The organism is Gordonia sp. LUNF6, assembly GCF_047041125.1.
In the GTDB taxonomy this organism is placed as follows: Bacteria; Actinomycetota; Actinomycetes; order Mycobacteriales; family Mycobacteriaceae; genus Gordonia; species Gordonia sihwensis.
Map to the genome: position 1 here is coordinate 547,806 of NZ_CP178181.1, position 12,838 is coordinate 560,643.

General features: G+C 65.9%; 12 protein-coding genes. 10 read left to right on the forward strand and 2 right to left on the reverse strand.

Translation table 11 applies throughout. The features are described 5' to 3' along the window. From ACK8HH_RS02540 to ACK8HH_RS02580, 9 genes are read left to right on the forward strand one after another with little or no spacing between them, the layout of a single operon-like run. Entirely contained in the window at positions 1-852 is an 852-nt protein-coding gene (locus ACK8HH_RS02540) for an MlaE family ABC transporter permease (RefSeq protein ID WP_006894242.1), read from the forward strand. Between the two features lie 4 nt (positions 853-856). Further along, positions 857-2,041, forward strand: a complete 1,185-nt coding sequence (locus ACK8HH_RS02545; RefSeq protein ID WP_412475518.1) for an MCE family protein — start codon at positions 857-859, stop codon at positions 2,039-2,041. After that, positions 2,034-3,089: an MCE family protein gene (locus ACK8HH_RS02550; protein WP_006894244.1), complete on the forward strand. Its 1,056-nt coding sequence runs from the start codon at positions 2,034-2,036 to the stop codon at positions 3,087-3,089. The genes ACK8HH_RS02545 and ACK8HH_RS02550 overlap by 8 nt, the downstream gene beginning before the upstream one ends. Then, positions 3,086-4,357, forward strand: coding sequence for an MCE family protein (locus ACK8HH_RS02555; RefSeq protein ID WP_006894245.1), 1,272 nt, complete (start codon positions 3,086-3,088; stop codon positions 4,355-4,357). The genes ACK8HH_RS02550 and ACK8HH_RS02555 overlap by 4 nt, the downstream gene beginning before the upstream one ends. A 1-nt stretch (position 4,358) precedes the next feature. After that, positions 4,359-5,615: an MCE family protein gene (locus ACK8HH_RS02560; protein ID WP_006894246.1), complete on the forward strand. Its 1,257-nt coding sequence runs from the start codon at positions 4,359-4,361 to the stop codon at positions 5,613-5,615. Further along, entirely contained in the window at positions 5,615-6,868 is a 1,254-nt protein-coding gene (locus tag ACK8HH_RS02565; protein WP_062366274.1) for an MCE family protein, read from the forward strand. The genes ACK8HH_RS02560 and ACK8HH_RS02565 overlap by 1 nt, the downstream gene beginning before the upstream one ends. Beyond that, a complete protein-coding gene (locus ACK8HH_RS02570) occupies positions 6,868-8,292 on the forward strand; it encodes an MCE family protein (protein WP_006894248.1) in 1,425 nt (474 codons plus the stop codon). Before ACK8HH_RS02565 ends, ACK8HH_RS02570 begins: the two co-directional genes overlap by 1 nt. Continuing rightward, the gene (locus tag ACK8HH_RS02575) at positions 8,256-9,032 is read left to right on the forward strand and encodes a hypothetical protein (protein ID WP_006894249.1); all 777 of its coding nucleotides are present in this window, start codon (positions 8,256-8,258) and stop codon (positions 9,030-9,032) included. Before ACK8HH_RS02570 ends, ACK8HH_RS02575 begins: the two co-directional genes overlap by 37 nt. Next, positions 9,032-9,634 carry a hypothetical protein gene (locus tag ACK8HH_RS02580; protein ID WP_006894251.1) on the forward strand — a complete coding sequence of 201 codons (603 nt, stop codon included), beginning with the start codon at positions 9,032-9,034 and terminating at the stop codon, positions 9,632-9,634. The genes ACK8HH_RS02575 and ACK8HH_RS02580 overlap by 1 nt, the downstream gene beginning before the upstream one ends. 225 nt (positions 9,635-9,859) lie before the next feature. Here ACK8HH_RS02580 and ACK8HH_RS02585 read toward each other — a convergent pair whose 3' ends face one another. Then, positions 9,860-10,576 (reverse strand): hypothetical protein, encoded by a 717-nt coding sequence (locus ACK8HH_RS02585; RefSeq protein ID WP_039866630.1) that lies wholly within the window; start codon positions 10,574-10,576, stop codon positions 9,860-9,862. Positions 10,577-10,690: 114 nt separating this feature from the next. Here ACK8HH_RS02585 and ACK8HH_RS02590 point away from each other — a divergent pair, with 114 nt between their 5' ends. Then, a complete protein-coding gene (locus ACK8HH_RS02590; RefSeq protein ID WP_278126039.1) occupies positions 10,691-11,287 on the forward strand; it encodes a TetR/AcrR family transcriptional regulator in 597 nt (198 codons plus the stop codon). 75 nt (positions 11,288-11,362) lie between these two features. On the opposite strand, the gene ACK8HH_RS02595 is transcribed toward ACK8HH_RS02590, so the two are convergent. Then, complete coding sequence (locus tag ACK8HH_RS02595; protein ID WP_412475519.1) at positions 11,363-12,817, reverse strand: aldehyde dehydrogenase; 1,455 nt, start codon at positions 12,815-12,817, stop codon at positions 11,363-11,365. Between the last annotated feature and the right edge of the window lie 21 nt (positions 12,818-12,838).

The following is a 12,838-nucleotide window of genomic DNA, read 5'->3' on the forward strand; positions in this document are numbered from 1 at the left end:
ATGGTTCTGCCAGGTACTACCCGTCTGCTCACTGCCCGTGTCGCGCTCAAGCGCGCCGGCGAGGACTGGAACAAGATCGGTGATCAGGCCCTCTTCTACTGGGACGCGATCGCCTCGATTCCGCGTGCCGTCCGGCTCTACAAGAAGGAGACGCTCCGCCTCATCGCGGAGATCTCCATGGGTACCGGTGCGCTCGCGATGATCGGCGGCACGGTGGTCGTGGTCGGCTTCCTGACCCTGTTCACCGGCGGCACGATCGCCGTCCAGGGGTACAACTCGCTCGCGAACATCGGCGTCGAGGCCCTCACCGGCTTCTTCTCCGCGTTCATCAACGTGCGAATCGCCGTCCCGGTGATCGCCGGCATCGCACTGGCGGCGACGATCGGCGCGGGGGCCACCGCTCAGCTCGGCGCGATGCGAGTGTCCGAGGAGATCGACGCCCTGGAAGTGATGGCGATCGCGTCCGTGCCCTACCTGGTGAGCACGCGCATCGTCGCGGGACTGGTCGCGATCATTCCGCTGTACTCCCTCGCGGCGCTGGCGTCGTTCCTGGCCAGCCGGTTCGCGACCGTGGTGCTCTACGGCCAGTCCTCCGGCGTGTACGACCACTACTTCTCCACGTTCCTGATCCCGTCGGACATCCTGTGGTCGTTCGTACAGGCGATCTGCATGGCCGTCGCGGTCATGCTCATCCACACCTATTACGGATTCAACGCGTCCGGCGGTCCGGTCGGCGTCGGTGTGGCGGTCGGCAACGCGGTCCGCGCCTCGCTGGTCGTGGTCGTGGTCATCACCCTTCTGACGTCGCTCGCGATCTACGGCGCCGACGGCAAGTTCAATCTGGCGGGCTGAACGGATGGCGAAGAAGAACAGCAGAGGCTACAGCGACCGCACCCGGAAGCTCGCAGCCGTCGTCATGGTCGGCGTGCTCGCCGGCATCGTCGCGCTGGCGTCCGGGCAGTTCCTCGGATGGTTCGCCAGCACCGAGACGGTCACCCTCTTCGCGCCGCGCGCGGGACTGGTGATGAATCCCGACGCGAAGGTCAAGCTCCGCGGGGTGGAGGTCGGGCGCGTCGCATCGGTGACCACCCTCGGTGACCGAGCCGAACTCAAGCTCGACATGGCCTCCGACCAGATCGGCATGGTTCCGGCCAACGTCAAGGCCGACATCAAGTCGAACACGATCTTCGGGGCCAAGGCCGTGAACCTCGTGGTGCCGGAGTCCGGACCGGAGGGACAGTTGCGGGCGGGCTCGGTCATCACCGCCGACCACGTGGTCGTGGAGCTGAACACGGTGTACCAGCAGCTGGTCAACGTGCTCGCCGAGCTGCAGCCGGACAAGCTCAACGTCACCATCGGCGCCGTCGACGAGGCCCTCTCGGGACGCGGCAAGCAGATCGGCGACGCGCTGGTCCAGCTCACGGACGTGCTCGGCAAGACCAACCCGCACCTGCCCGAGCTCAACCGGCTGCTCCGCGAGGGTGCAGGCGCCACCAACGTCTACGCCGACGCGATGCCCGATCTGATGCGCGTGCTCGACAACGCGACCGTCGTCGGGAACACCCTGGTCGACAACGCGGCGAACCTCGACGCGCTGCTCATCAACGTCACCGGCATGACCAACACCGTCAACGGCGTGCTGACGGCGTCGAAGAAGAACCTCATCTCCACTCTGACCGATCTCAACCCGGTCAGCCGGCTGCTCGGCAGGCAGGCGCCGGGACTGCGGTGCTTCATCACCGCGGCGTCGGACGCCACCGACATCGCCACGCCGCTGCTCGGCGGGCGCAACGGCATGCTGCTGCTCGACGCCGGACTGATCCCCGGTCAGGACCCGTACCGCTACCCGCAGGACCTGCCCGAGGTCCACGGCGACGGCCCGCCGACCTGCCAGGCCGGACTGACCGATGTGCAGTCCAAGGAACACATCCCGTTCTACGTCATCGACAACGCGCCGCAGCCGTATCAGCCGCGCACCACCCCGAAGGTGGAGTCGCGCAAGCTCTTCCAGTTGCTGTTCGGAGGTACCCCCCGTGGATAGTCGCGCACGCGCATTCCGTGCGACCGTCATCAAGCTCGGCGCCTTCGCCCTCGCCATGATCCTGGTGCTCGTCGGCCTGGTGCTGGTGTTCAGCCGTTACCAGGGCGGAAGCAGTGACAAGTACAGCGCCGTCTTCGCCAGCGCCTCCGCCATGAAGTCCGGCAGCGTCGTCAAGATCGCGGGCGTCGACGTCGGAGCCGTGAGTTCGGTGGAACTGAATCGCGACAACCAGGCCGAGGTCACGTTCACGGTCAACGACAACTACCGGCTGCCGAAGTCGGTGCAGGCCCGGATCCGGTACCAGAATCTGACCGGCGACCGCTATCTGGAGCTGCAGCCGGGCACCGGCGACATGAGCCAGACGCTGTCGGCGGGCGATCAGATCCCGCTGAAGCAGACCGAGCCCGCTCTGGACCTCGACAACCTGCTCGGCGGATTCAAGCCGCTGTTCCGGACGCTGGACCCCGATGAGGTCAATCAGCTGACCTCCTCGCTGATCGCGATCTTCCAGGGGCAGGGCGCGGGACTGAACACGCTGCTGGCCAGCACCTCGGAGTTCACGAACAAGATCGCCGACCGCGACCAGCTGATCGGCAGCGTCATCGACAACCTCAACAAGACGCTCTCCACGCTCGAGGCCGACCACAAGGGCCTGGACCAGAGCGTGGACCGGATGCAGAAGCTGATCTCCGGACTCGCCCAGGACCGCGGTGTGTACGGCGAGGCGATCAGCCAGGCGAGCCAGGCCACCACCGGATTGGCGAGCCTGATGAACGCCACCCGCCCGGATCTCAAGGAGACGGTGTCGGCGCTCGGGCGGACCAGCGAGCAGGCGCTCAAGGCCGAGCCCTTCATCCGCAATCTGCTCGGTCGCCTGCCCGGCGACTTCAAGATGCTCTCCAACCTCGGCAGTTACGGGGCCTGGCTGCAGATCTACTTCTGCCGTATCCGGCTGCTGCTGCCCGGTCCGGGCAACACCCAGTACTACTTCACGGCGATCGACGCGATGGGCGATCAGACCAGAGCGGGCGGGAGGTGCGCGAGTTGAGTGAGAACGTGAATCCCGAGCCCGCAGAGTCGCAGGATCCGGACGTCGACGTCACACAGGCCGAGACCAAGCCCTTCCACCGTGCGGGGCGGCCCAAGTATCAGGTCGGAATCATCGGCGCACTCATCACCGCGATGGTCGTGATCATGGCCATGCAGATGGACCGGCTGCCGTATCTCTCGCAGATCAGCACCTACGACGTCTACTTCGACGACGCGGGTGGTCTGGTCACCGGGGACGTGGTGCTGGTGGCCGGCGTCAACGTCGGCACCGTCGAGGGCATCAGCCTGGCCGAGACCGATCAGGGACTCAAGGCCAAGATCAGGTTCCGGCTCAACGACACGGTCGTCATGGGCGATCGCACCCGCGCGGCGATCAAGACCGAGACCGTCCTGGGACGGCGCAATCTGACGATCACACCGATCGGCACCGGCCGGATCAAGCCCGGCGGGTCGATCCCGGTGGACTCGACCGTGTCGCCGTACTCGCTGTCGGACGCTCTGGAGGATGCGACCTCCACCCTGGCGACCACCGACACCGATCAGCTCAACAAGGCGCTGGAAACCCTCACCGAGACGTTCTCGAAGACACCGGCCAATGTCAGCGGGGCCGTCGAGGGGGTGAGCCGGCTGTCGAAGGCGATCGCGGATCGCGACAACGCGCTCAGCGACCTGCTGCGGCAGGCCCGCGGGGTGACCCAGATCGTCGGTCAGCGCAGCAACCAGATCCGCGACATGTTGATCGACGCCAATGCACTGCTCGGCGAGCTCAACATCCGCCGCGAAGCGCTGCGTCAGGTGATCAAGGGGACCAAGGACGTCACCGCCGAGATCACCGGGTTCGTCGAAGACAACAACGCTCAGCTGAAGCCGGTGCTCGACAAGTTCAACGGCGTGCTCGACATCCTCAACGACAACGAGGAGAACTTCGGCAAGGCGATCGACAACCTCGGTCCGTACGCCAACATCCTCGGTGAGGCGGTCAGCTCGGGACCGTACTTCTCCTCGCTCGTCGGACTGCCGACGTGGGGCGACTACTTCGGCACGTTCCTGAAGGTCCTGCAGCGCAAGTACCCCGAGGCGGCGAAGTACTTCTACCAGTACTCGGGTAACCCGCTGTTCCCGAAGAACTGGAACCAGGGGCCGGATGCGGGCGCCCCGGACGTGGGACGTCCCTCGCCCAAGCGTCAGTACCCGACGCCCATCCCGCAGCAACCGCAGAACAACAATGACCTGAACCCCAGCCAGCGTCACGGAACGGGAGGCTGACGTGGGCATCTCGAAACGAGTGTGGGCGATCATCGCCGGAGTCGTCGTACTGGTGCTGCTGGCCGTCGGGGTGTTTCTCGGCGTCCAGAAGGCGACCACGCGGACCATCACCGCCTATTTCCCGTCGGTGAGCGGCCTCTACAGCGGCGACCCGGTGCGCGTGATCGGCGTCAATATCGGCAAGGTCTCGTCCATCGAGACCCGTCGCGGCGATGTCAAGGTCACGATGCGCATCGACGACGACACCCCGATCCCGGCCGATGCGCGTGCCGTGATCGTCGCGCAGTCGCTCGTGTCCGGCCGGTTCATCCAGCTGACTCCGGTGTACGACAAGGGCGCGAAGCTGCAGGACGGCGACTCGATCCCGATGGAGCGGACGGCCGTGCCGATGGAGTGGGACGACGTCAAGAAGCAACTCGACGAGCTCACCAAGGCCGTCGGCCCGCACGGCGCCGAGCCGGGCACCGCCGCCGACGCCATCAACGTGATGGATAAGAACCTGTCGGGCAACGGCCAGGCGATCGCCGACTCGATCAAGCAGATGTCGACGGTCATGGGCACGCTGTCGGACAACCGCGACGATGTCTTCGCCACCATCAAGAGCCTGCAGAAGCTGACCGACGCACTCTCGACGAGCCACGAGCAGTTGGTGCAGTTCAACGGGCGGATGGCCAGCGTCAGCAGCGTGCTCGAAGGCAGCAGCGACGATCTCGGCGATGCGATGACGAATCTGAACGAGGCGGTCGGTGAGCTCGAAGGCTTCCTCGGGACCAACAGCGGCGTCGTCACCTCCACAATGAGCAAGTTGGCGCAGCTGACCGGCACGCTCAAGCGCAAGGACGAGCAACTGCGCGGCCTGCTGCACTCCGCACCCAACCAGCTCGCCAACTTCTTCAACATCTACAACCCGCTGACCGGGTCGCTCGACGGCGTCTTCGGTCTCGGCATGGGCAACAACCTGATCACGCTGCTGTGCGGATCGATGGCGTCCACCGCTCGCCCCGGCGACACCGAGAAGGACATCGAGCAGTGCGTCGACATCATCGGTCCGGTGATGAAGGACGTCGTGGTCAACTACCCGCCCTTCATGGCGAACCCGGTGATCGGGCGTACGGCGAATCCGGACCAGATCACCTACCAGAACGAGAGCGTGAAGCAGCGCGCCCAGGCCGGCGTGCGTGAGCGCGATGCGGCCAGCCGCAACGCCAATCCCGATCCGCTGGGGAAGCTGCTGGTGCCGTTCGGAGGTGAGGGCTGATGAGGTCGAAGAAATTGGTCGCCGCCGTGGCGTGTGCGGGCCTCATCGTCGTCCCCGTCATGGCGGGCTGCAGCAGCGGCACCATCTCCACGGTGTCGGCCGTCGGTGCCGCGGGAACGGGTTCGGACGCCTACCGGATCACCGCTCGCATCCCGTCGGCCGCGGGCCTGGTGCGCAACGCGCCGGTGATGATGAACGACGCGACCGTCGGCAGCGTCGGCGACATCACGATCGACGACTGGACCGCGAAGGTGACGCTCCGACTGAACGGGGACGTCAAGGTGCCGGTCGGTTCGCACGCGATGATCGGGATGACCAGCGTGCTCGGCTCGTCGCACATCGCGATCGTTCCGCCCGACCACCCGAGCGGGCAGTATCTCCGTGAAGGCGGCTCGTTGGCGCTGCCGAACTGCCCGGAGCAGCAGAACCTGGCCCAGACCGATCCCAAGAAGATCCCCGACATCACCTCGGCGCAGACGGTCGATCCGTGCATGTATCCGACCACCGAACAGGTGCTGAGCTCGCTGTCGGTGGTCCTCAACGGCGGCGGACTGTCGCAGATGGGCGACGTGGTCCACGAATTGGACCAGATCGTCGGAGGTAACGAGGGGACGCTCAAGAGCCTCATCCCGCGGCTGAACACCCTGGTCTCCGACTTGAACACGCAGACGGACAACATCATCGACGCCATGTCCGGCCTCGATCGGCTGGCGGAGACGATCAACCGCCAGACGCCGACCGTCCAGCGTGCGCTGGAGAGCGGCCCGAGGATTCTGCAACTGCTCGTGGATCAGCGCAAGAATCTGACCAGCGCGATGGACGGGGTCGGCAAGCTCTCGGCCACCGCCAACGAGGTGCTCCGCGAGAACAGCGACGACATCAAGACGATCGTGCCGAATGTGCGCGAGTTGCTCGATCAGCTGTCGATGACGGGTCCGGCGCTCACCAACTCACTGCGGATCCTGCTGACCTTCCCGTTCGTCGAGGATCTGATTCCGACGATCGTGAAGGGCGACTACGTCAACTCCGATCTCGTGCTCGACCTGACCTGGAACCGACTGGGCAAGACGATGGTCGCCTCGGTGACCGCGGCCGGGCCGGAGACCGTCGTCGGCAAGCCGGCGGGTGGGGCCAAGCAGGGTGCGAATCCGTACTCGGCGCCCTTGAAGAAGGGGCCGACAGAGCGTAAGCAGCAGAATTCGGCGAATCCCTCGCCGCTCGACCTGCTTCCGAAGATCCAGGGCGGCAACTGATGAAGATCACGCATTTCGTCCGTGTGCAGCTGATCATCTTCAGCATCGTCACGGTCATCTCGATGGTCGCGATGGCGGTGTTCTACATCCGGCTCCCGCAGATGTTCGGGATCGGCACCTACACGATGACGCTGGAACTGCCGTCGACCGGTGGCCTCTACGAGAACGCCAACGTCAGCTACCGCGGGGTGGACGTCGGCAAGGTCACCGGCGTCCGTCTGACGCCGACGGGCGTCTCGGCGACGCTGACGATCGACTCCGGCACCGACATCCCTGCGAACTCCGCGGCCTCGGTCCGCAGCGTCTCGGCGGTCGGCGAGCAGTTCGTGAACTTCGAGCCGCCCAAGAACCCGTCGAGCGACAACCTGGGCAATGGTGCGACGGTCACGAGCAGCGATGTCCCGGTGGAGATCTCCTCGATGCTCGACCAAGCCGACGCGCTGCTCAACCAGGTCAGCGACACCAAGCTCCGCTCGGTGATGGACGAGGCTTTCACCGCGTTCAACGGCACCGGTGAGGATCTTCAGCGATTGATGGACTCGATGGTGCTCTTCGTCGGCGCGTTGAACAAGAACGTGGACGCCACCATCGATCTGGTCGATCAGGCCGGGCCGATACTGGCGACCCAGAACCGCACCGCCGACCAGATCCGCTCGTGGACCAAGGATCTGACGAAGGTGACCGATCAGCTCCGCGCCAGCCGCCCCGACATCACCGACATCCTCGCCAAGGGTCCCGGTGTGGCGTCGCAGGCGCAGAAACTGTTCGAGGACATGAGTGACTCGTTCCCGCTGGCGATCTCGAATCTGTCGGTGGCCGCGCACACGCAGGCGGTGTATCTGCCGAATCTGCGGCAGACGATCGTGTTGTATCCGCGCGTGCTCTCCGCGCTGATCACCGCGATCAACTCCGGCTCCAACCGGCACGGTCCCAACGTGAACTTCACGCTCGGCTTCCAGGATCCGCCGACCTGTACTGTCGGGTTCATGCCGACCGACCAATGGCGTTTCCCGTCAGAGCAGGATGCCCGCGACCTGCCGCCGGGCCTGCTCTGCCGGCTTCCGCAAGACGCTCAGGCCGCGGTCCGAGGCGCACGAAACTTCCCGTGCGTCGAGTATCCGGGCCGCCGTGCTCCGACACCCGAGGAGTGCAAGACCGGTTTCGTTCCCTCCAAGCGCGACAACGTCGCCTTCCCGAACGGCCTGCCGGGCACCGACCTGCCGAAGCAGCCGGCCGGGCGCGTGGTGCCGGGAACCCCGAGCGACTACGATCCGTCGCCGGCGGTCTACGCGACCACCTACGATCCGCAGACGGGACAATTCATCGGACCCGACGGAAAGACCTATGTGACCGCTGAGAATCAGCAGGCGCAGGGCAAGAAGCAGAAATGGTACGACCTGATCACGAAGACGGTGGAGTCCTGAACTCGCCCGAAGACGACGTTGTCCGCCGCTCCAGTCCGCTGAGCCGACGACGCAAGAAGCCGAAGAAGTCCGAGGCCGAACCGGCCGTGGAGACCGAGACCGAGCAGCCGGCCGAGCCGGTCGACGAGGCCCCGGCCGCCGAACCGGAACCGGAGCCCGACCCCGAAGAGGTGGAGCGCAGCGCCGGATACCGTGAGCGTCGGCGCAGCCGCGGTGTGGTGCGCAAGTCCACGCGGCAGAAGGCCGGCGACGGCTCGAAGCTGATGATCGTCGCGGTGGTGCTCACGTCGCTCGTCCTGGTGATCGGCGCGGTGCTGTCGGGCGTGTTCGGCTACCAGTACCACCAGATCGAGCAGCAGCGGCAGTGGCGGGCCGAATACTCCACCTTCGCCCAGCAGATGGTGGTGTCGATGACCACGCTCGACCCGCAGAACGCCGACCAGATGTACAAGAACGCGATCGACAAGACCAGTGGCCGCGCGAAGCAGATGTTCCAGGAGAACATGAAGCAGGTCGCGGACATGGTCCGCAAGGGCGACCTGGTCACCAAGACGACGATTCTCGCCGACGCGGTGTCGAAGGCCGACGAGGACGAGGGCTCGGTGCTCATCGTGTACGGCTGGGAGGGCCACCCGAAGAACGACCCGAAGAGCAGCGAGTCGACGACCTTCCGCGCCCGCGTGGACATGACACGCATCAATGGTGAGCTGAAGATGACGTACTTCGATTGGGTGGCGTGATGAGTCGAGTGCAGCGCTGGCTGCTGCCGGTACTGGGATTGATCGTGGTGATCGTCGTCGGCGTGACGATCGCGCTGGGCATCGTCTACGCGAACGCGGCCGCGCAGGAGCGGGCGCGTGACTCCGCGCTGTCGGCTGCGCAGACGTACGTCGTGGACATGTTCTCGTGGAACTCGAAGACCGTCGACGCGCACATCAACACCACGATGGGCCGGCTCACGGGCGGGGCCCAGAAGGACTATCAGAAGCACATCGTCGAGTCGAAGGTGGCCGAGGGCGTCAAGCAGGAGGGGGTCTCGACCGTCGTGACGGTTCAGGACTCCGGCGTCATGGAGAACACCCGCGACACCGCGAAGGTGCTGCTGTTCATCAACCAGTCGTCGACCCGGAACAATGCCGAAGACGTTCAGGTCGACAAGAGCCGCCTGATCTTCGGCATGGAGAAGCAGGGCGACGACTGGAAGATCAACGAGATCGACATCCTCACCGACGACAGTCTGCAGAAGAACGTGCAGTCCGGTGGCGAGACGCCGCCGTCGAACGCCGTGCCCATTCCGAGCGCCCCGAGCTCTCCGGCACCGCAGTCGACGCCCGCGGGCTGAGCCTCGCGCCGCTCTCCGAGCGGCTCCGGTCTGGTTGAAGCCCTCGGCAGGCTGGTCCCAGGCTGGTTGAGCGGGTCCATCCCAGGCTGGTCCAGTGGCTCTTCCCAGGCTGGTTGAGCGGTCTTTCCCCCAGGCTGGTTGAGCGAGCGAAGCGAGTCGAAACCGCGTGACATCCGCTGATCCGCGAACCGCCACCGCGGCACTCACTCGAGCCCGTCCAACCGGTCAGGCGGAGAAGGCTCCTTCGATCCAATTGCTGAACTCGCACGCGAGATGCCAGCGGTGTTCTTTAACCATCTGCGGTGCCATGAGTTTCGGGAACTCCACGCACGCGCGGAGGTGAAAGCCGTACCTGTCGTCGCGAAGCTGATGACGTACGCCGCCGACTGCCGTATCCGCGCCGGTCCGAGCGACTCCGGCGAGTTCGAGTGCGAACGCCGGATCCCGCGCGGTGGTCAGCCGGGAGGTGTCGTCGTAGTCGACGAAGAACCGGGTTGCGAAGGGACTGCCACCGGTCGTCTCGATCACCTCCTGCCTGCCGTCCGCCGTGCTGTCGATGATGAAGTGGTCCGGACTCGCGACGACCATGCTCCACGCATAATCGTCGCGGCCCGCATCCGAGAACCAGTCCACGAACCCCTGAGCGTCCCCGCCCTCTACATACAGATCACAGACGCTGGTGGCTCTGCGACCTCCCGACAGCCCGCCGGTGACGCGTGCGACCGCATCCGACAGTCGGATGTCGCGGGCCAGGCGGCGCCGGATCTCATCGACCCCCAGCTCGAACTTGCCATCGCAGAACGCGCGCCGCATATCTTCGACCGGACCCGAGGGAGCCTTCATGCCGAGTTTCCTTGAGGCTCGCGGGATCCGGCGCGCCTCCCAGGCGAGCACTTCGTCGCGGCCGACTCTGCGGCCATCGATCACGGCTGTGATCGTCACATCGTTCTCGTTCACTCGAAAGCTCCGTCCGTCGGTCGCCACTGGAGTCTAAAGCAACTATAGTTGCGTTTGTCTGGGTTCGACGAGTGCGGCGATGAAAGGGACTGAGCGGAGATGACCGGCGATGCGGTATCCGAACGTCGACGTCCGGGCGGTCGTTCCGCCCGGGTGGTCGCAGCGGTTCACCAGGCGACGCTCGAGATCCTCGCGGAAGTCGGGTACGCGGGACTGCAACTCACCGACGTGGCGGATCGCGCTGGTGTCAACAAGACGACCGTCTACCGCCGATGGTCGACGAAAGCGGCACTCATCGGCGACATCCTGACTCGGTTCGCTCGCACGAACGTCGCGACGCCCGACACCGGCTCGTTGCGAGGCGACCTCGAACTGCTCCTGTCGGGCATCGTCGAGGCGCTGGGGGACCGCGCGATTCGCGCGGTCGTGGAGGCGGCGGTGATGGTGGACGTGGCAGAGGACGACGTACGCCGCGCTCGCGCCGCCTTCTGGGATGAGCGGTTCCTGCGCAGCGGTGTCATCGTCGAGCGCGCTGTCGCTCGAGGGGAACTCCCGTCGACTACCGATGTGCGGGAGTTTCTGGAGACCGCCGCGAGTCCGCTCTACTTCCGGATCCTGATGACTGACGACGTCGCCGATGCCGCGTACGTCGCGGCTGTGGCGGAGCGGACTGTCCGGGCGTTCGCCGGGGTGTGAGCCGCAGGCGCTGAATGAAATGGCGCCCGCCTCCGGGGTGATTCGGAGGCGGGCGCCGGCTCTTGGGAGGGAGCGCTACGAGGTGTAACCCATCGGCATGAGGATGGCCTTGTGCTCGAGGTAGCTCTCGAGTCCTTCGCGGCCGTTCTCTCGGCCGATGCCGGACTTCTTGTAGCCGCCGAAGGGCGACGACGGGTCGATCGCGTACCAGTTGATGCCCATCGTTCCGGTGCGGATCTGCTTGGCGACCTCGACACCCTTGTCGATGTCGGTGGTCCAGACCGAGCCCGCGAGGCCGTAGTCGGAGTCGTTGGCGATGGCGATGGCCTCGTCGAGATCGTCGTAGGCGATCACGCTGATCACCGGACCGAAGATCTCTTCGCGGGCGATCGTCATGTCGTTGGTGACGCCGGTGAAGATGGTGGGACCGACGAAGTTGCCGGTGCCGATCTCCGGTGCGGGCACCTCGAGAACGGCGGTGGCCCCCTCCGACTTGCCCTTGGCGATGTAGCCGGTGACCTTGGCGTGCTGCTTGTCGTTGATGATCGGGCCGACCTTCGTCTCCGGGTCGTCGGGCAGTCCCGGGGTGAAGGTGGAGGCAACCGCGACCATCGCGTCGACCACCTCGTCGTGCTTGCTGCGGGGGACCAGCACGCGCGTCTGTGCGACGCAGGCCTGGCCGGAGTTCAGGATGCCCGAGAAGACGAGCATCGGCGCGCTGGCGGCGATGTCGGCGTCTTCGAGGACGATGGCCGCGGACTTGCCTCCAAGTTCCAGCGAGCAGCGCTTGAGCTGGTCACCGCAGCGTCCGGCGATGGCGCGGCCCGCCGCGGTGGAGCCGGTGAACGTGATCTTGTCGACGTCGGGGTGATCGACGAGCGCCTGGCCGGTCTCGATGCCGCCGGGTACCACGGAGATCACGCCCTCCGGAATGCCCGCCTCGGTGAAGATCTCAGCCAGGAGATTCGCGTTCAGTGGCGTCTCGGGGGCGGGCTTGAGCACGATGGAGCAGCCGGCCGCCAGAGCGGGGCCGAACTTGTTGCAGAAAAGGAACAGCGGGACGTTCCACGCGATGATCGCACCGACCACCCCGACGGGCTCGCGGACCACGAGGCTCTCGCCGAACAGGCCGGTCCGCTTCTCCTCCCATTCGTATGCGTCGGCGGCGTCCGCATAGGCGTTCAGGACCCCGGTCCCGGCCAGCTGCTGCAGGGTCGCGACGTCGCCGGGAGTGGCGCCCATCTCGGCCGAGACGAGGGCGCAGATCTCGCCGCCGCGCTCATTGATCAGCTCCGCTGCCCGACGGATCACCGCAGCTCGCTGGGCCGGCGGCGTGTTGCGCCACACGCCGGAGTCGAACGCTTCGCGGGCGGCGCGGACGGCGTTGTCAACGTCGACCTCGTCGGCCAGCGGGACCGAGCCCACCTTCTCGCCGGTGGCGGGCGAGAACACCTCGAGAATCTGCGAGGAATGCGGTGCGACCCACTTCCCGCCGATGTAGAGCTGGGTGGTCTCGATGGGCTCGGTCATACGTGCTCCTAGTATCGGGAA